Origin of the sequence: Pseudonocardia sp. TRM90224, assembly GCF_021245725.1 — a bacterium.
Classification (GTDB): domain Bacteria; phylum Actinomycetota; class Actinomycetes; order Mycobacteriales; family Pseudonocardiaceae; genus Pseudonocardia.
In genome coordinates, this window is sequence record NZ_JAJGSX010000008.1 from 116,649 (window position 1) to 134,381 (window position 17,733).

At 70.4% G+C, this 17,733-nt stretch carries 19 protein-coding genes; 3 read left to right on the forward strand and 16 right to left on the reverse strand.

The annotated features are described in order from the left end of the window. Positions 1-32: 32 nt before the first annotated feature. The 13 genes from LL648_RS15240 to LL648_RS15300 all read right to left on the reverse strand — a co-directional run bounded on the left by LL648_RS15240 (position 33) and on the right by LL648_RS15300 (position 12,420). Positions 33-407 (reverse strand): YccF domain-containing protein, encoded by a 375-nt coding sequence (locus LL648_RS15240; RefSeq protein ID WP_232663202.1) that lies wholly within the window; start codon positions 405-407, stop codon positions 33-35. A gap of 66 nt (positions 408-473) precedes the next feature. Continuing rightward, positions 474-2,423, reverse strand: a complete 1,950-nt coding sequence (locus LL648_RS15245; protein WP_232663203.1) for a beta-mannosidase — start codon at positions 2,421-2,423, stop codon at positions 474-476. A 28-nt stretch (positions 2,424-2,451) separates the two neighbouring features. Then, a complete protein-coding gene (locus tag LL648_RS15250) occupies positions 2,452-3,291 on the reverse strand; it encodes a carbohydrate ABC transporter permease (RefSeq protein ID WP_232663204.1) in 840 nt (279 codons plus the stop codon). After that, entirely contained in the window at positions 3,284-4,252 is a 969-nt protein-coding gene (locus tag LL648_RS15255) for a carbohydrate ABC transporter permease (protein WP_232663205.1), read from the reverse strand. The genes LL648_RS15250 and LL648_RS15255 overlap by 8 nt, the downstream gene beginning before the upstream one ends. Continuing rightward, on the reverse strand, positions 4,252-5,580 hold the full coding sequence (locus LL648_RS15260) for an ABC transporter substrate-binding protein (RefSeq protein WP_232663206.1): 1,329 nt from the start codon (positions 5,578-5,580) through the stop codon (positions 4,252-4,254). Before LL648_RS15260 ends, LL648_RS15255 begins: the two co-directional genes overlap by 1 nt. A 104-nt stretch (positions 5,581-5,684) precedes the next feature. Further along, positions 5,685-6,689, reverse strand: a complete 1,005-nt coding sequence (locus LL648_RS15265) for a LacI family DNA-binding transcriptional regulator (protein ID WP_232663207.1) — start codon at positions 6,687-6,689, stop codon at positions 5,685-5,687. Positions 6,690-6,744: 55 nt separating this feature from the next. Continuing rightward, positions 6,745-8,223 (reverse strand): NADP-dependent phosphogluconate dehydrogenase, encoded by a 1,479-nt coding sequence (gndA, locus tag LL648_RS15270; RefSeq protein ID WP_232663208.1) that lies wholly within the window; start codon positions 8,221-8,223, stop codon positions 6,745-6,747. A 123-nt stretch (positions 8,224-8,346) separates the two neighbouring features. Then, on the reverse strand, positions 8,347-9,174 hold the full coding sequence (locus tag LL648_RS15275) for a TIGR03560 family F420-dependent LLM class oxidoreductase (RefSeq protein WP_308190328.1): 828 nt from the start codon (positions 9,172-9,174) through the stop codon (positions 8,347-8,349). Positions 9,175-9,271: 97 nt separating this feature from the next. Further along, positions 9,272-9,646, reverse strand: a complete 375-nt coding sequence (locus tag LL648_RS15280) for a DoxX family protein (protein WP_232663209.1) — start codon at positions 9,644-9,646, stop codon at positions 9,272-9,274. 79 nt (positions 9,647-9,725) lie between these two features. Next, positions 9,726-10,520: an SCO1664 family protein gene (locus LL648_RS15285; RefSeq protein WP_232663210.1), complete on the reverse strand. Its 795-nt coding sequence runs from the start codon at positions 10,518-10,520 to the stop codon at positions 9,726-9,728. 12 nt (positions 10,521-10,532) lie between these two features. Further along, positions 10,533-11,099, reverse strand: a complete 567-nt coding sequence (locus LL648_RS15290; protein ID WP_232663211.1) for a DUF3090 domain-containing protein — start codon at positions 11,097-11,099, stop codon at positions 10,533-10,535. Between the two features lie 50 nt (positions 11,100-11,149). Then, on the reverse strand, positions 11,150-11,854 hold the full coding sequence (locus LL648_RS15295) for a histidine phosphatase family protein (protein WP_232663212.1): 705 nt from the start codon (positions 11,852-11,854) through the stop codon (positions 11,150-11,152). Positions 11,855-11,865: 11 nt separating this feature from the next. Next, on the reverse strand, positions 11,866-12,420 hold the full coding sequence (locus LL648_RS15300; RefSeq protein ID WP_232663213.1) for a TetR/AcrR family transcriptional regulator: 555 nt from the start codon (positions 12,418-12,420) through the stop codon (positions 11,866-11,868). Between the two features lie 73 nt (positions 12,421-12,493). On the opposite strand from LL648_RS15300, the gene LL648_RS15305 reads away from it, so the two are divergent. Then, positions 12,494-13,393: an oxidoreductase gene (locus LL648_RS15305; protein ID WP_232663214.1), complete on the forward strand. Its 900-nt coding sequence runs from the start codon at positions 12,494-12,496 to the stop codon at positions 13,391-13,393. 1 nt (position 13,394) lies between these two features. On the opposite strand, the gene LL648_RS15310 is transcribed toward LL648_RS15305, so the two are convergent. Beyond that, the gene (locus LL648_RS15310) at positions 13,395-14,216 is read right to left on the reverse strand and encodes an undecaprenyl-diphosphate phosphatase (RefSeq protein ID WP_232663215.1); all 822 of its coding nucleotides are present in this window, start codon (positions 14,214-14,216) and stop codon (positions 13,395-13,397) included. Positions 14,217-14,268: 52 nt separating this feature from the next. On the opposite strand from LL648_RS15310, the gene LL648_RS15315 reads away from it, so the two are divergent. Together LL648_RS15315 and LL648_RS15320 are read left to right on the forward strand one after the other, a co-directional pair. Continuing rightward, positions 14,269-15,213, forward strand: coding sequence for an aldo/keto reductase (locus LL648_RS15315; protein WP_232663216.1), 945 nt, complete (start codon positions 14,269-14,271; stop codon positions 15,211-15,213). Positions 15,214-15,318: 105 nt separating this feature from the next. Then, on the forward strand, positions 15,319-15,567 hold the full coding sequence (locus LL648_RS15320; protein ID WP_232663217.1) for a DUF5703 family protein: 249 nt from the start codon (positions 15,319-15,321) through the stop codon (positions 15,565-15,567). Positions 15,568-15,647: 80 nt separating this feature from the next. Here LL648_RS15320 and LL648_RS15325 read toward each other — a convergent pair whose 3' ends face one another. Together LL648_RS15325 and LL648_RS15330 are read right to left on the reverse strand one after the other, a co-directional pair. Then, positions 15,648-16,418: an SDR family oxidoreductase gene (locus LL648_RS15325; RefSeq protein WP_232663218.1), complete on the reverse strand. Its 771-nt coding sequence runs from the start codon at positions 16,416-16,418 to the stop codon at positions 15,648-15,650. Then, positions 16,418-17,722: a M20/M25/M40 family metallo-hydrolase gene (locus tag LL648_RS15330; protein WP_232663397.1), complete on the reverse strand. Its 1,305-nt coding sequence runs from the start codon at positions 17,720-17,722 to the stop codon at positions 16,418-16,420. The genes LL648_RS15325 and LL648_RS15330 overlap by 1 nt, the downstream gene beginning before the upstream one ends. Positions 17,723-17,733 lie beyond the last annotated feature (11 nt).

The following is a 17,733-nucleotide window of genomic DNA, read 5'->3' on the forward strand; positions in this document are numbered from 1 at the left end:
ATCAAGCAGCGATGCGGCCCATCTCGCACCCGCTAGCGGATCTCCACGATCTCCTTGCCCAGCGGCACGAGCGACACCGGCAGCAGCTTGAAGTTGGCGATGCCCAGCGGGATGCCGATGATCGTGATGCACAGCGCCACCCCGGTGACGAGGTGCCCGAGCGCCAGCCACCAGCCGGCGACCACGATCCAGATCAGGTTGCCGATCGTCGAGGGCGCACCGGCACCCCGCCGGTCGACGAGCTCGCGACCGAACGGCCACAGCGCGAAGCTCGCCATCCGGAACGAGGCCAGCCCGAACGGGATCGTGATGATCAGCACGCAGCAGATCACGCCGGCGATCGCGTAGCCGACCGCCATCCAGAACCCGCACAGCACGAGCCAGATCAGGTTCAGCAGCGTCTTCATGACTCCAGTCTGGCCCCGCCGGGAGCGCGTCCACCTCAGGGAAGTCCCGGATACCAGCGCCAGCGGCTACTCCCGCAGCTCGACCACCCGCACCCCGTACGGATCGACCCGCAGCTCGTCGACCGGCTCGTCCGCACCGAGCGGCACGAGCCGCGACGCGCTCCGGGGGCGGACCGTCAACTCCTCGGGGTGCTGGCTGACGATCCACCCGAACCGGCGGCCGTCGGCGTGCACCATCGTGTCGGTGAAGACGCGCGGGTCGTCGACGACGAGCTCGCGCCGCACCCCGGCCTCGACGGCGAGCGCGTCGTAGATCCGGTGCGTGTCCTCGGGGTTGACGTGCGCCCGGACCGCCGCCATGTACTCCAACGGGTACGTGGCGAGCACGGTCTGCCCGGCGCCGGTGGCGTGGCGCAGCAGCGCGGGCCGGTCGTGCGCGTCGACCGCGACGACCGTCGCCCCCTTCGGCACGACGGGCAGGTAGGCGCGGCTGTGCTCGTTGCCGCCGACGGCGAAGCGCAGCACCTCACCCGCCGCGATCGAGCCGAACGACTGGGTGAACCGCAGCTCGACCGTCTCGTCGACGATCGGGTGCACCAGCCCGTAGGACAGCTCGTGCTCCACCCCGAACATCTCGTTGAACCCTGCGTGCCAGAAGGCCCGGTGCAGGTTCTCCTCGCCGGAGCAGAACGACAGGTAGACCGTCGCGCCCGCCGCGGCGAGCCCGCCGAGCCGTTGCCACGTCGGGGCCAGCAGCTGCCGCACGCACGGCAGGAGGTAGAGCGCGGCGCCCTCGTCGATGCCGTCCTCCTCCCTGGTCAGGGCGACCGGAAGGCTCGCCTCGCGCGCCGCGACGTAGCCCTGCCGCAAGGTCCGCTCCGCGAAGCTGCGGTCGGCGGCAGTGGCGATGGGATACCCGCGTTCCAGGTAGCTGGTGACGACGAGCGCGGCCTCGGTGTCCGTCCGGTCGAGGCCCGCGAAGTCGACGTCGTCGAGCACGTCGGCGAACTGCTTCAGTTCGAGCAGGGGCGCCTTCGGCTCACCGGTGTTGGTGGTGATGCCGAAGTGCATCTCGAACGGGTGGTGGCGGTACGGGTCCTGCTCGGCGAGGTTGTCGTAGTCGGTGTTGTTCCACGCGATCCAGCCGGTCGCGCCCGCGAGCAGCGAGTTGTGCAGCTGCTGGCGGTAGTAGTGGCCCTGCTCCGGCACCGAGACGAACGCGGTGGACAGCCCGAACTCCTCCAGCACCACGGGCTTGCCCGCCACGGCCGCCAGCTCGCAGTGGAACGCCGAGGACAGGTGCTGGCGCACCCGATCGGTCTCCATGCGGTAGGTGTGCGGTCCGACGAAGTCGACCAGCTCGGCGGTCTCGCGCAACGAGAAACCGTTGTCGACGCCGGTGACCTCGATGCCCCACGCGCCGTCGCCCAGCGAGACCGGCTGGGTGCCGCCGCCGGCGCGCACCGCCTGCACCATCAGCGTCGCCCAGCTGGTGACGTCGGACGTGGGCGCCTGCGGCTCGCCGCGGCGCCGCCCGTAGATCGGCATCTCGTTGCTGATCAACCAGCCGGCCACGGCGGGGTGCTCGTGCAGCGCGCGCACCGCCCGCTCGACGAACCAGGCCTGCCTGCTCACCAGCCACACGTCGGCGTAGAGGTCGCGCTGGAGGCCGCCGCGCCACGCCGGGTCCCAGTTCTCCCCGGACATGTGCCCGACGATGAACGTCGGGATCGAGGACATCCCGTGCTCGGTGTGGGCGTCGAGGAAGTCCCGGTAGTGCACGACCAGCGCCTCGTCGATGCGGTCCGGCTCGGGGTGGAAGTCGGGCCAGTAGAAGAACGAACGGGTCTGGCGCAGCCCGTGCTCGGCGAGCACGCGCAGCTCGTCGCGGACGACCGCGGCGTCGTAGCTGCGCCACATCAGCGGCCCACCCGTGCGGGACCAGAAGTTCGCGCCGAGCCAGACGGACGGTTGCCCGTCGACGGTCAGCTTGGGCGAGGGACGGCGGATCGGCACGCTGTTCCTTTCATTCTTGACGGCGCGGTCATTTGACGGCGCCGGCGGTGAGGCCCTGCACGAGGTAGCGCTGCATCAAGAGGAAGCCGGCCACGATCGGCACGCTCACGACGACCGATGCGGCCATGATCTGGTTCCAGTACACGGCGATCTGGGTCGTGAACTCGGCGAACCCGACGGCGAGCGTCTTCGAGGCGCTGTCGGTGAGCACCGAGGCGAAAAGGGCCTCGCTCCACGAGGTCATGAACGCGTAGATGCCGACGGCGACGATCCCCGGTCGCGCGGCGGGGAGCACGATCGACCACAGCACCCTCGTCGGGCTCGCCCCGTCCACGAGACCTGCCTCATCGAGGTCGCGCGGGATCGAATTGAAGTAGCCCACGAGCATCCAGATCGAGAACGGCAGCGTGAGCGTCAGGTAGGTGATGATCAGCCCCGACAGGTTCCCGTTCAGCTTCAGGCCGGTGAGCTGCCCGATGTTGACGTAGATCAGGTAGAGCGGGAGCAGGAAGAGGATCCCGGGGAACATCTGCGTCGAGAGCACCGCCATGCGGAAGAGCTCCCGCCCGCGGAAGGTGTAGCGGCTGATCGCGTATGCGGCGAGCACGGCGAGCGCCACCGAGAACACGCTGGAGCACGTCGCGACGATCAAGCTGTTCACGAAGTACCGCGCGAGCGGCACGGTCGACCAGACGTCGACGAAAGCCTGGAACGTGATCGTCGACGGGATCCAGTGGAAGACGTTCTGCACGTCGCCGAGCGGCTTCACGGCCGTCGAGACGATCACGTACAGCGGGGTCACCGTGAAGACCATCAGCCCGGCGAGGCCGATGAACCGGATGGTCCGGAACGTGCGCGACTCATGCATTGCGGGCCCTCCGCGACGTCACGGCGATGTACAAGGACGTGACGACCAGCAGGAACACCAGCAGCGTCACCGACATCGCGGAGCCGAGGCCGAAGTTCCACGTGATGAACGAGCTCTGGTAGACGTGCACCGAGACGAGGTCGGCGCTCGCCGGGGTCGATCCGGCGAAGAGCGTGAACGGCACGTTGAAGTCGTTGAACGTCCAGAGGAAGAGCACGAGCACCAGCACCTGGTTGACCGGCCGCAGCATCGGCAGTGTGAGCCCCGTGAACTGCTGCCACCGGTTCGCACCGTCCACCTCGGCGGCCTCGTACACCTCCGTCGGGATCGACTGCAGGCCCGCCATCAGCGTCAGCAGCGCGAACGGCCACAGCCGCCAGATCCCGATCAACGCCATGCTGATGAAGGCGTTGTCGCCGAGCAGCCAGAACGTGTTGCCGTCGCCGAGGCCGGTGCCGGCGAGCACGTGGTTCACGAGCCCGCTGTCGTGGTCGAGCATGAACTTCCAGACGATCACCGCGGTGAACACCGGCAGCGCGTACGGGATCAGGAAGAACGTGCGCAGCAGCGATCGTCCGCGCACCGAGCTCTGCAGCAGCGTCGCGCCGAAGATCCCGAACAGCCAGCTCACGCTCACCACGACAGCGCTGTAGGCGAGCGTGATGCCGACCGAACGCAGCAGGTCGAGCCCGATCTCGCTCTGCAGGTCGAAGGCGATCCGGTAGTTCGCCAACCCCGCGAACGGGGCCTGCAACCATCGGCGCAGGTAGAACTGGTTCAGCTGCAGGAAGCTGATCGAGACCCCGGTCAGCATCGGGATGACGTGCACGAGCAGCTCGAACAGCAGCGCCGGGCCGATGAGCAGGTACGGCAGCACGCGCCGGCTCGGCGACCAGCCGCGGCGCCGTCCCGTGCGGGGCACCGCCGGCACGGCCGGTCGGGTGCCGACGGGCGTCACCATCAGCCCGTGCCGCCCAGCTTCTGCTGCGCGCCCGCCAGCGCGGCCTGGACCTCGGCCTGCGTCACCGGCTTGCCGCCCGCGATCTGCGCCAGCATCTCCTTGACCGCCGAGCCGACGGTCGTCTCGAACTGGCTCTCGTTGGGGACCATCGGCATCGGCGCGGAGGTCGTGGCCAGCTCCTCGAGGAAGATCTTCGTCTTCGCACCCTGGAAGGCGGGATCGGCCGCGGCGTCCTTGGTGACCGGCAGCGACCCGAACTCCTGGTTGAGCTTGACCTGCTCGGCGGGGCTGGTGAGGAACTCGATGAGCTTCAGCGCGCCGTCGGTGTTCTTGTCCTTGAACGCGGCGATGTTGATCCCGGCGACGTGGCTGTTGACCCGCTCCCCGCCGGCCGGGAGCGGGTCGTTGATCGGCATCGGCGCCACACCGTAGTCGCCTTCGGCCATCCCACCTGCGGCGATCGCGGCCGTCGTGTTGGTCTGGGCGATCATCATCGCCGCCTTGCCGGACGTGAAGTCGGCCACGGCGTCCGCCGTCCTCGCGTGCTCCGCGGAGCTCGGCACGGCGACCTTCTCGGTGCCGAGCAGCGCGATGTACTGCTCGATCGCGGCGACGTTCTGCGGTGTAGCGAACGTGGGCCGTCCCGAGGCGTCGAAGAACGAGCCGCCGTGCTGCTTGCCGAGGATGAACGCGAAGTGCGCACCCTCGGTGTAGCTCGCGCCGGCCAGCGAGATGCCGTACGTGCCCGCAGCGGGGTCGGTCAGCTTCTTCGCCGCGGCCAGGAAATCGCTCCAGCTCGCGGGCGGCGAGGTGATCCCGGCGGCCTCGAACGCCTTCTTGTTGTAGAAGAGCCCGTAGGACAGGCCGTAGATCGGGACCGAGGTCGGCGTGATGCCGGCGGCGCCGGTCGAGCTCATGCTGGTGGCGAGGAACTTGTCGCCACCACCGACCTTCGCGAGCGTGGCGTCGTCGAAGTCGACGAACGCGCCGGTGGCCTGCAGCGACGCCGACCACGTGTTGCCGATGTTCACGACGTCCGGCCCGTCGCCCGAGGTGGTGGCCGTGGTGATGCGGTCGAGCAGGTGCTGCCAGTCGATCACCTCGAGGTTGACCTTGATGCCCGTCTGCCGGGTGAACGCCTCCAGCTCCGGGGTGAGGATCTCCTTGTCCCGCTGGACCGTCGGACCCTGGTTGCTCGCCCAGTACGTGATCGTCATGGGATCGCCGCCGCTCGGACCGGACGAGCACGCCGCCAGACCTGCGGCGACCAGTACTGCAGCAAGCGTCGCGGTGAACTTCCTGAACTTGCCGAACGTCCTGAAGCGCACTGTCGACTCCTTCGTCGTCGTGCATCTGATGAACCGGTTAAGCGTGTCGGCATATTAACCGGTTCATCACCCGTTCGGGAACCCCTGTGGACGCCGAGGAGCGGCTACGCGGTGCTTTCGCGCTCCGTCAGGTGCGCCGGGCTCAACCACCGGTCCTCGACGGGCCCGCCGCCGATGCGGGCGAGCAGCAGCTCGGCGGCCGCACTGCCCTCCTCGACCACGTCGTGGGTGAACGCGGTGACGGTCGGGCGGACCAGCTGACAGAGCGACGAGTCGTCCCAGGCGAGCACGGCGACGTCGCCCGGCACCGCAACACCCGAACCGGTGAGCTCCGCGACGGAAGCCACGGCCATCACGTCGTTGTCGTAGACGATCGCCGTCGGAGGCCGCTCGGACGCCAGCAGCTCGCGGGTTGCCGCTACCCCCGACTCCGCCGTGAAATCTGCGTCCGCCTGCGGCTGCTCCTCCCCGAGCAGCTCGCGAGTGAGCTCGGCGAACGCGGTGCTGCGCCGTGCGATGTGCTCCAGCCGGCCCGGGCCGCGGACACGGCCGATCCGGCGGTGCCCCTTCGCGTGCAGCAGCGCGAGCGCGCGGCGCATCATGCCCTCGGGGTCGGGCCGTGTGCTGGCGATGCCGCGGTACTGCCGCTGCGCCCCGATGATCACCGCGGGCGCGCCGGTGGAGCGCACCCACGCCGGTCGGGGATCGTCCCTGCGGAGATCGATCAGGAGCATCCCGTCGACCTTCCGGCTGGCCCACCAGCTGCGGTACAGCTCCAGCTCACCGGTCGTGTCGGGCAGGATCGTCAGCAGCAGCGCGACCCCGCGCGCAGCGAGCGTGCGTTCGATCCCGGCGACCATCCGCATGAAGAACGGCTCGGTGGCGACGAGCTCCGGCGAGCGCACCGCGATCAGCCCGACGGCGTCGGCACGGGAGCTCGACAGCGCCCGCGCCGCGCTGCTCGGCACCCAACCCAGCTCGTCGGCGATCGTGAGGATGCGCGCCCGCGTCTCCGGTGAGACTCCGGGCTTGCCGTTGAGCGCGTACGACACCGCAGGCTTGGACACGCCGGCGGCTTCGGCGATGTCGCGGATGGTCGGGCGGGCCAACGGTCACCTCACGAGGAACGGTGCTTGACCGCTTCAACCTAGCGACCTGCACCGATCATGCGTCGGTGCGGACCTCCGTGCCGTCCTGCGCCCACCGGGTGTGGAAGCTTCCTTCCGCGTCGATGCGCTTGTAGGTGTGCGCGCCGAAGAAGTCGCGCAGCCCTTGGATGAGGTTCGCGGGGCCGCGTTCGCGCCGGTAGGCGTCGTAGTACGAGAGCGAGCTGGCGAACGCCGGGATCGCGACGCCCTGCTCGGTCGCCGTGATCACCACCCGGCGCCACGCGTCCTGCGCGTTGGCGACGGCCTCGGTGAAGTACGGCACCATCAGCAGGTTCTCGATGTCGCTCCCCTCACCCACCCCGCCGGCTGCCGTCCCCCGATGCTCTTCGTACGCGTCGCGGATGCGGTTGAGGAACTGCGCCCTGATGATGCAGCCCCCGCGCCAGATCGTCGCCATCGCGCCGAGGTCGAGGTTCCAGTCGTTCGCCTGCGACGCCGCACGCATCTGCGCGAAGCCCTGCGCGTACGCGACGACCTTGCTCGCGTAGAGCGCCTGGCGGATGTCCTCGACGAGATCGGTCCGGTTCTCCGCCGCGCTCGGGTTCGGCCCGGCCAGCACGGTCGAGGCCGCCTTGCGCTCCGACCGCAGCGCGGAGAGCCCGCGGGCGAAGACCGCCTCGGTGATCCCGGTGAGCGGGACGCCCAGGTCCAGCGCGTCGATCGCCGTCCAGGTGCCGGTGCCCTTCTGCCCGGCCTGGTCGAGGATGACGTCCACGAGCGGGCCGCCGGTGCGCTCGTCGGTCTTGGCGAGCACCTTCGCGGTGATCTCGATGAGGAACGACTCCAGGTCGCCGGTGTTCCACTCCTCGAAGATCGCCGCGATGGCCGGCGCGTCGAGCCCCGCGACATGCGTGAGCAGGTCGTACGCCTCGGCGATGAGCTGGATGTCGGCGTACTCGATGCCGTTGTGCACCATCTTGACGTAGTGCCCGGCGCCGTCGGGTCCGACGTGGACGCAGCACGGCGTGCCGTCGACGACGGCGGCGATGCTGGTCAGCACCTCTTCGACCTCGGCGTACGCCGCGGGGTCACCGCCGGGCATGATGCTCGGCCCGAGCAGCGCGCCCTCCTCGCCGCCCGAGACGCCGATGCCCATGAACCGCAGCCCGTTGGCCGCGCACTCCTCGGTGCGGCGCTTGGTGTCGGGGAAGTGCGAGTTGCCGGCGTCGATGATGATGTCGCCCTCGTCGAGCAGCGGCGTCAGGTCGGAGATCACGCCGTCGACCGGGGCGCCGGCCTTGACCATCACGATGATGCGGCGCGGTCGCTCCAGCGCGGCGACGAAGTCCTCCAGCGACTCGGCGCCGTGGAACGTCCCCTCATCGCCGTAGGCCTCGACGAACTCCTTCGTGCGGGCCGCCGTGCGGTTGTGCACAGCGACCGGCACGCCGCGGCGCGCGATGTTGCGGGCGAGGTTCGCCCCCATCACCGCAAGCCCGGTGACCCCGATGCGGCTCTGCGCTGGCTCGGTCATGGTTCTCCCTCGCTGGTCGCCCTGCGCGGGCGACGTTACCGACCCGGGCTCAGCGCGCGCATCCGACCGTCCAGAACAGAGATGATCAGAACTCCTTCGCGGCAGGAATGATCTCCCTGCCGATCAGCTCCAGCCGCGCCGGGTCCCAGACCTGGGCACCCAGCCGTGGGCCTCGCTCACGCCGAGCTTCCCGAGGCCCTGCAGCTGCTCGATCAGCGCGTCGACCTTCTCGCCCTTCTCGCCGGTGTCGAGCTGCACCATGACGGTCTTCTCGATGTCGTCGTAGTCGCGCCCGACGTCGGCGCAGTGCGCGCGCAGCACGTCGAGCTTGCCCGGCAGCTCCGGCCCGGCGAAGAGGTTGCAGGCCTGCGCGTACTGCGCGACGAGGCGCAACGTCTTCTTCTCGCCGCCACCACCGATGAGGATCGGCGGCGTGCGCAGCGGCTGCGGCGCGTTCAGCGTGCGCTCGAGGTGGTAGTGCTTGCCCTCGTACGGCTCGTTGCGCTCGCTCCACATCTGCTGGCAGATCTGGAGGCTCTCCTCGAGCCGCTCGAAACGCTCGGCGGTCGAGGGGAACGGGAGGCCGAGCCCGCGCGCCTCATCGCCGTTCCACGCGGCCCCGATGCCGAGCCAAGCCCGGCCCTTCGAGAGCACGTCCAGCGTCGATACGAGCTTGGCCAGCATCCCCGGCTCGCGGTAGCTGACGGCCGTCACCCACGCGAGCAGCTCGACCTTCGACGTGCGCGCGGCGAGGTAGCCGAGCGTCGTGTAGGCCTCCAGCATGTCGTGCTCCGGCGGGCCGAGCACGCCGATCTGCCACAGGTGGTCCATCACGCTGACCCGCGCGATCCCGACCTCCTCGGCCTCCGTGACGATCCTCGTCAGATCGTCGGCGAGCCCGGCCCGGCCGTTCGGGAACGTGAAGTCGGCGATGTGCAGTCCGATGTCCATGCGATCAACGCTAGGCGCGTATCCGGTTCGTCGCCGGCTGTGAGGGTGGGCCTGATGGTCCCTGGGTGAACAGCGCAGACGGTGCTACAACAGAGCCCTACACAACGTAGGCGTACGACCCGAAGCGCAGGACGGCGACGGCGAGCGCCAGGATCCCGAGCACCAACGGCGGCACGATCGTCTCCTTGCGCCGCACGTGCGTGGCCACGGCCAGCACCGAGACCACAAGCAGTCCGACAGCGGCGAGCGGGGTCAGCACGGGCAGGATCCCGGTGACCCAGGGCAGGATCAGCCCGATCGCGCCGATCACCTCGACCACGCCGATCCCCTTCACCCCGGCGTCGGAGTAGTCGTCGGCCCAGCCCATGCCCGCCGAGACGAGCGCCGGCTTCGGGCGGACGAGCTTCGCGACCCCGGCCGCGAAGTAGACCAGCGCGAGCAGGCCTTGCAGCACCCAAACGACGATCCCCACGAGAACCTCCGGACTGAGTGTTGAATCCTCAACAATCTATCCGACGACTCATCCTCACAACAGACGATCGTGGCCTTCTTCAGAATGCGGGCCACGGGATGGCGGGCCCGTAGCCGGACGGCTCGGGGAACTTGCCCTCGGCGAGCAACGCGTCGACCCGGGCGACCAGCGTGCGCGTCTCACGGCGGGTGATGTGCTCGCCGAGCGTGTCGATTAGCCCGCCGTCGAGGCCCGCACGCAGCTTCTCGAGCGCCTCGACGGCGTCGTCGGGCAGCGGCTGTCCGATCCAGCCCCACAGCACTGTGCGCAGCTTGTCCTCGACGTGCAGGGTCAGCCCGTGGTCGACGCCGTACAGGTGCCCGTCGGTGCCGGCGAGCACGTGCCCGCCCTTGCGGTCGGCGTTGTTCACGACGATGTCGAACGCCGCCATCCGGCGCAGCTCCGGCGTGTCGGCGTGGACGAGCACCGCGGGTTCGCCGCGGTCGCCGCGCGCCCGCAGCACCCCGATCCAACCCGGCGGCACCTTCCTCGGCGAGCAGACGTCCACCAGCTCGCGCTCGTCGTCGGTGTCGACCCAGACCTGCACCATGCCCGGCCCGAACGGGCCGTCACGCAGCACCGTCGGCGGCACGACGTCGAACCCGGCGGCCTCCGAGATCAGGAACGTCGCGACCTCACGGCCGGCGAGCGTGCCGTCGGGGAAGTCCCAGAGCGGCCGCTCACCGCGGATCGGCTTGTAGACGCACTGCGCCTCCAGCCCGTCGGCGCTGATCGTGCCGAAGAGGGTGGCGTTGGAGGCGTCCACCAGACGCCCGGTGACGTCGATGCGGCCACGCCGCAGCAGTCCCGGCACGGCCGGGTCGCGAGGGTCCACGAACGTTCTGTCTCAGTCCGCAGCCGGGGACCTCTGGTGGTACCCGTTCAGGCGCGCGCAGATGTGGCCCTCCGGGTCGAGCGGCTCCGCGCACAGCGGGCACGGCGGGCGGCCGGCGGAGACGACCCGCTCGGCGCGGTCGGCGAACGCCTTCGCCTGCAACGGGGAGAGGAACACCCGCAGGGCGTCGGGGCCCTCCTCGGTGTCGTCGAGCACAACCGACTCGTCGACCTCCTCCTCCGTCACCGCGAGCAGCTCGACGACGATCGAGCGCGAATCGGCGTCCCAGCCCAGACCCATCGTGCCAACGCGGAACTCCTCCTCGAGCGGGACGGCGAGCGGGTCGAGGTCGGTGCGGGCCGGCTCGTCGGCGTCGTCGGCACCGAAGCGACGCACCACCTCCTGCAGCAGCGCGCTGATGCGCTCGGCGAGCACCGAGACCTGCTGTTTCTCCAGCAGGACGCTGATCGTGCGGGCCTGCTCGATCGCCTGCAGGTAGAACGACCGGTCGCCGGGCTCGCCGACGGTCCCGGCGACGAATCGCTCGGGCTGGCGGAAGACATGGATGACGCGTGACATGGCACTTCGAGGGTATGCCAACCGCGCCCATCAGGCACGTTTCTTCCCGGTTACGCGTTCGTCGACCCGCCCACCACGGCGTCCGAACTGCGGGCCGCAGGCTTGCGACGTCGCTTGGGCTTGGGCGGTATGAGCCCCGACACATCGCCCGCGAGGTCGTTCACCCGCGCCACGAACGGCCGGGTCTCGGTGTAGTGCACGACGCTGATCGAGCTGGTGTCGACCATGATCCGTTGGAAGTTGTCGAGGTGCGTGGCCAGCGCGTCGGCCAGCACCGCCTTGATCACGTCGCCGTGCGTGCAGGCCAGCCAGACCGCCTGCGGACCGTGTTCCGCGGCGATCCGCGCGGAGTGCGCACGGACGGCACCGACCGCGCGGGCCTGCATGCCGGCGAGGCCTTCTCCGCCGGGGAAGACCGCGGCGGACGGGTGCGCCTGCACGACCCGCCACAGAGCCTCCTTGGACAGGGTCTTGAGCGAGCCGCCCGTCCACGAGCCGTAGTCGACCTCGGCCAGCTCCGGCTCCGTGACGGGGGTCAGGCCGCGGTCCTTCGCGAGCGGCGCGACGGTCTGCTCGCAGCGCAGCATGGGTGAGCAGACGATCTCGGCGATCGGGACACCCGCCAGCCGCTCGACGATCTTGTCGGCCTGGCCGCGCCCGACCTCGTCCAGCTCGACGCCCGGCGTGCGACCGGCGAGCACGCCGGACACGTTGGCCGAGGAGCGGCCGTGGCGCAGCAGGATCAGGGTGGTCACGACGACCGAGACTACGGGGCCAGCCCGGCGATCACGATCTCGATGAACCGGGATCGCATTGCCGACGGCATCTCGGCACCGGGGATGCTGGTGAGCAGCATCACGATGTCGGCGAACGTCAGGTCGGGCCGGACGGCGCCCGCGGCGATCGCGCGTTCCAGCAATTTCACGAACGCGGCCGTCGCCCGACCCATCGGCGAGTCCGGGGTCGCCGTCGTCAGCTCGGCCTCGGCGTCGAGGCGGCCCGCAGCCGACTTGAGCGCCTTGTCGGTGGCCTGCCGTTCGGCGGCGGTGCGGAACAGCGCGGCAAGCTCCGGACCGGGCGGAGCGCCCGCATCGATCTTGCGCAGCGACTCCTCCGCCATGGCCGCGACCTGCTCGACCGAGTCGTCCACGACCGCTGAGACCAGATCCTCCTTCGCGGGGAAGTGCCGGTAGAGGGTGCCGACGGCCACCCCGGCGAGCTTGGCGATGTCCTCCATCGTCGCGTCGGCGCCCGTCGTGGCGACGAGCTCCCGGGCGGCAACGAGTATCCGGCTCCGGTTGCGCTGTGCGTCGGCTCTCACCCACACATCATGAACCTGCATTCACGTTATGGCTAAGATGAAGGAACATTCACCTTCTGCCGAGGAGTGCGCCATGAGTTGGACGACCGCCGACATCCCCGACCAGACCGGCCGCCGCGCCGTCGTCACGGGATCGAACGCAGGGCTCGGACTGGAGATCGCCGCCGAGCTGGCGGCGCACGGTGCGGCCGTCGTGCTGGCCTGCCGCAACCCCGAGAAGGCCACCGCAGCGGCGGCGACGATCCGGGGCCGGACGCCCGGCGCCGAGATCGAGGTCCGCGCGCTCGACCTGGCCGATCTCGACAGCGTCGCCGCGTTCGCCGACGGCTTCGACAGCAGGCTCGACCTGCTCGTCAACAACGCCGGACTGATGGCGGTCGACGAGTCGCGGACCGCGCAGGGCTTCGAGACCCAGTTCGGGGTGAACCACCTCGGGCACTTCGCGCTGACCGCACGACTGCTGCCGCACCTGCTCGCCACGCCGGGCTCACGGGTCGGCTCGATGTCGAGCATGGGGCACCGCGGCGCCCGCGGCAGCGCCGACCCGAAACTGGAACGGTCCTACGACCGCTCGCAGTCGTACTTCCACAGCAAGCTGGCGAACCTGCTGTTCACCGCCGAGCTGCAGCGCAGGCTCGCCGTTGCCGACGCCGACACGATCGCCGTCGCCGCGCATCCCGGTGGCTCGAACACGGATCTGGGCACGGAGGGATCCGCCCTGACCAACTGGTTGGCCCGACGGCTCGTCCCGTACATCGCGCAGAGCCCGGCACTGGGCGCGCGGCCGATGCTGCGCGCGCTCACCGACCCCGCGGTGCGCGGCGGCGAGCACTACGGCCCGCGGTTCGTATACAGGGGCGCGACGCCCGTGCTGGAGACGCCGAGCCGGGCCGCGCGCGACGCCGAGGCCGCCCGCCGCCTGTGGGATCTCTCGGAGGAGATGACCGGGCTCACGCCGGCGTTCACGAGGTGACTCAGGTAGCGGCGACCCAGCCCAGGCTCAGCGCCACAAGCAGCACGATGCCGAGCGCGACCCGGTACCAGACGAACACGTAGACGCTGTGCTTCTCGACGTAGCGCAGCAGCCACGCGATCGAGGCGTAGCCGACGGCGAACGCGATGACCGTCGCCACCGCCATCTGGACGCCGCTGGGCCCGTCGCCCGCGAAGACGTCGGGGATCTGGAAGATGCCCGACGCCACGACGGCGGGGATGGCGAGCAGGAACGAGTAGCGCACGGCAGCCGTGCGGGTGAACCCGAGGAACAGGCCCGCGGTGATCGTCCCGCCCGAGCGGGAGACGCCGGGGATCAGCGCCATCGCCTGTGCGAGGCCGAGGATGATCCCGTCGGCGACCTTCATGCGGCGCAGCTCGATGCGCTGCTCGCCGACCTTCTCCGCGAGGCCGAGCAGCAGGCCGAAGCCGATCAGCGTGCAGGCGATCAGCCAGAGGTTGCGGGCGGCGGTCTGGATCTGGTCCTCGAACAGGAGCCCGAGCACGCCGATCGGGATCGTCCCGATGATCACCAGCCAGGCCAGCCGGTAGTCCGGCTCCTTGCGGACCTCGGCATCGAACATGCCGCGGACCCAGGTCACCAGCAGGCCCCAGATGTCCCGCGCGAAGAAGATGATCACGGCTAGCTCGGTGCCCAGCTGCGTCACCGCCGTGAACGCCGCACCCGCGTCGCGGCCGAAGAAGACCTCCGACACGATCCGCAGGTGGGCCGACGACGAGATCGGGAGGAACTCCGTCAAACCTTGGACGAGACCGAGTACGAGGACTTCGAGCCAACTCACGAGCGCGGACCGTACCGGGGGTACCTGAGAGCCCAGCCTTAGGCTCTCTCATGTGCGGCGAAGACGGGTCGGTTCGAGCGGGCTTGAGGTGTCGAGGATCGGACTCGGGACGATGACCTGGGGGGCCGATACCGAAACCGAGGACGCGACGGCCCAGCTCACGGCGTTCGTCGACGCCGGCGGCACGCTCGTCGAGACCTCCGACGGCTACGGCGACGGCGCCGCGCAGTCGGTGCTCGGCGAGGTGCTGGCGCAGAGCGTGCCGCGCGACGACGTCGTGATCGCCGGGCGCGGCACGATGCCGGGCGGGCCGCTCGGCGACGGACCGGCGCGCGGGGCGCTGCTCTCCGGGCTCGACGCCGCCCTGGACCGGCTCGGCACCGATCACATCGACCTGTGGCAGCTGCCGGCGTTCGACGCGACCGTCCCGCTGGAGGAGACGCTCTCCGCCGTCCAGATCGCGGTGATGTCGGGCAAGGCGCGCTACGCGGGTCTCGTCGCGCCGAAGGGCTGGGAGCTGGCCACCGTCGCCGAGCGCGGCAAGGCGTTGGGCAGCATCACCGTCCCGGTGTCCGCGCAGGTCGAGTACTCGCTGATCTCCCGCGACGTCGAGCAGGAGCTGCTGCCCGCGGCCGCCCACCACGGCATCGGCCTGCTCGCGTGGGCCCCACTCGGGCGCGGCGTGCTGACCGGCAAGTACGTCGACGGCACCCCGGCCGACTCGCGTGCGGCCTCGGCCAACCTCGCCTCCTACGTCGAGGCGCGGCGCAACGAACGCTCGTCGCGGATCGTGCAGGCCGTGCTGACCGCGGCCGACGGGCTGGGCACCTCACCGCTCGCCGTCGCGCTGGCGTGGGTGCGCGACCGGCCCGGCGTCGCGGCCGCGATCGTCGGCGCTCGCGACGCCGCCCAGCTCGCCGCCTCGGTCGCCACGGAGGCCGTCACGCTGCCCTTGGAGATCCGCGCGGCGCTGGACGACGTCAGCCGAGGTGGCTGAGCCGGCTGGCACGACCACTGAACCGGGCATATGGTGTGGGGATTCCACCCACCGTTCACCGGCGTGTGGAGCGCAATATCCCTGGAGCTGGCGGGAGGTGAGCCGGTGGCACGCAGCAGCCCGACCGGCACGATCGACGGGGACGCCGGGGAGGGGAATCTCGGGGACTGGGAGTACCGGCCGCTCCAGCTCCCCGGGGACGTCTCCCGCATGACAGCAGCGGTGCGGCTGGCCATCCAGGCGGAGTTCGGCGGCTGGGAGCTCTCCCGCGTCCGGCTCTACCCCGGCGGCGTCCGCAAGGTGTGGCTGCGCCGCCGACGCACCAACCGGATGCTCCCGGAGCTGTCGGGCTGAGCACCAGTCAGTCGGCCGGCGCCTGGCGACATGGGCGGCGTCGTTGATCAAAAAGCGAAACCGCCCATCTCACGCTCGATCTAGTGGTCGGCCCAGGACACGTCCGGTGGGGGCTGGCTGCCCTTCGGGCCGGGTACGCCCCGGAACCCGTACGGTGCCGGCTCGCGCCCGGGCTGTACGTACCAGCACTCCCCCGGCTCACCCCTGTCCAGGATCGCCTCGACGGCGTCGGCCACGTCGTCCGCGCGCAGGAGCGGGAAGCCCTCGAATCGGTCCTTCGCGCCTGCGATAAGCGGGGTGTCGGCGAACCCGGGGCAGACGGCGTTCACGGTGATGTTGTCGCCGGCGAGCATCGGGCCGGCCGCGCGCACGTACCCGACGACGGCGTGCTTCGTCGCCGTGTAGAGCGCGTCGCCGGGCATGCCGGTGAGGCCCGCGAGCGACGCCGTCGCGATGATGTTGCCGCCGCCCGCCCTGCGCAGTGCCGGGACGGCCGCGGTCAGGCCGAAGACGACGTGGTCGACGTTGACGCCCATGATGCGCCGGTAGCCGGCGAGGTCGAGGTTCTCGATCCCCGACTGGCCGCCCGTGATCCCCGCGTTGAGGAAGACGATGTTCAGGCGCCCGAACGCGTCCTCGGCGATGTCGACGGCCATGGCCATCGCGTCGGGCTGGGCCACGTCACCGGGCAGCGCGAGCCCGCCGACCTCGTCGGCAAGCGCGCGCGCCTTCTCCACGTCCCGGTCGGCGACGCCCACAACGGCCCCGGCGGCGGCCAGCCTGCGGACCGTCGCCTCACCGATTCCTGATGCGCCGCCCGTGACCAGCGCGGCTTTGCCCTTCAGGTCCATCAACAGCTCCTCAGGAATCGGGCGAGAACGCGGGCACCGAACTTGAGCGCGTCGACCGGCACCCGTTCGTCGATGCCGTGGAAGAGCGACGCGAAGTCGAGGTCCGGTGGGAGCCGCAGCGGCGCGAAGCCGTAGCAGATCATGCCGAGGTCGGAGAACGCCTTGGCGTCCGTCCCGCCGGAGAGCATGTAGGGCACGGTCACCGCGCCCGGGTCCTCCTCGCGCAGCGCGGCCGCCATGGCGTCGGTGAGCGGCCCCTCGAACGGCATCTCCAGCGCGGGCAGGTTCGAGATCCACTCGCGGGTGACGTCCGGCCCGAGCAGCTCGTCGACCTCACGGAGGAACGCCTCCTCGCGGCCGGGCAGCACGCGACAGTCCACGACGGCCTCCGCGGAGGAGGGGATGACGTTGGCCTTGTAGCCGGCCGAGAGCATCGTCGGGTTCGCGGTGTCGCGCACGGTCGCGCCGACGATCCGGGAGAGCGACCCGAGCTTCGCCAGCGACCCCTCCAGGTCGTCCTCCGGGAACTCCAGCCCGGTGAGCTCAGCCATCTGCGTCAGGAACGCTCGCACCGTGTCGGTGAGGGTGAGCGGGAACGTGTGGTTGCCCAGCCGCGCGACCGCCTCCGCAACCTTCGTCACCGCGTTGTCGTCGTGCAGGAACGACCCGTGGCCCGGCTTGCCGCGGGCCCGCAGCCGCATCCACGCAATGCCCTTCTCGGCCGACTCGATCAGGTAGACACGCTTGTCCTCGGCGAGCGTCAACGAGAACCCACCGACCTCCCCGACGGCCTCCGTGCACCCTTCGAAGAGGTCCGGCCGGTGCTCGGCGAGCCAGCCGGACCCGTAGTGGCCGCCGGCCTCCTCGTCGGCGAGGAACGCGAACACGATGTCGCGCGGCGGCACCACCCCGTCGCGCTTGAACTGGCGGGCGACCGCGATCGTCATCGCGACCATGTCCTTCATGTCGACGGCGCCGCGCCCCCACACGTACCCGTCCTGCACGGCACCGGAGAACGGGTGCACCGACCACTCGCTCGGCTCGGCCGGGACGACGTCGAGGTGCCCGTGCACGAGCAGGGCACCACGGCTCGGGTCGGCCCCCTTCAAGCGACAGAACACGTTGTCCCTGCGTGGAGCCCCGGACTCGACCGTCTCGACCTCGTACCCGACCTCCGCGAGCTTCGCCGCGACGTACTCCGCCGCCTCCCGCTCCCCCGTGACCGTCGCGGGATCACCGGTGTTGGTCGTGTCGATCCGGATGAGCTCGGACGTGAGGTCGACGACCTCGTCCTCTGCCGCCATGCCCCGTGGGG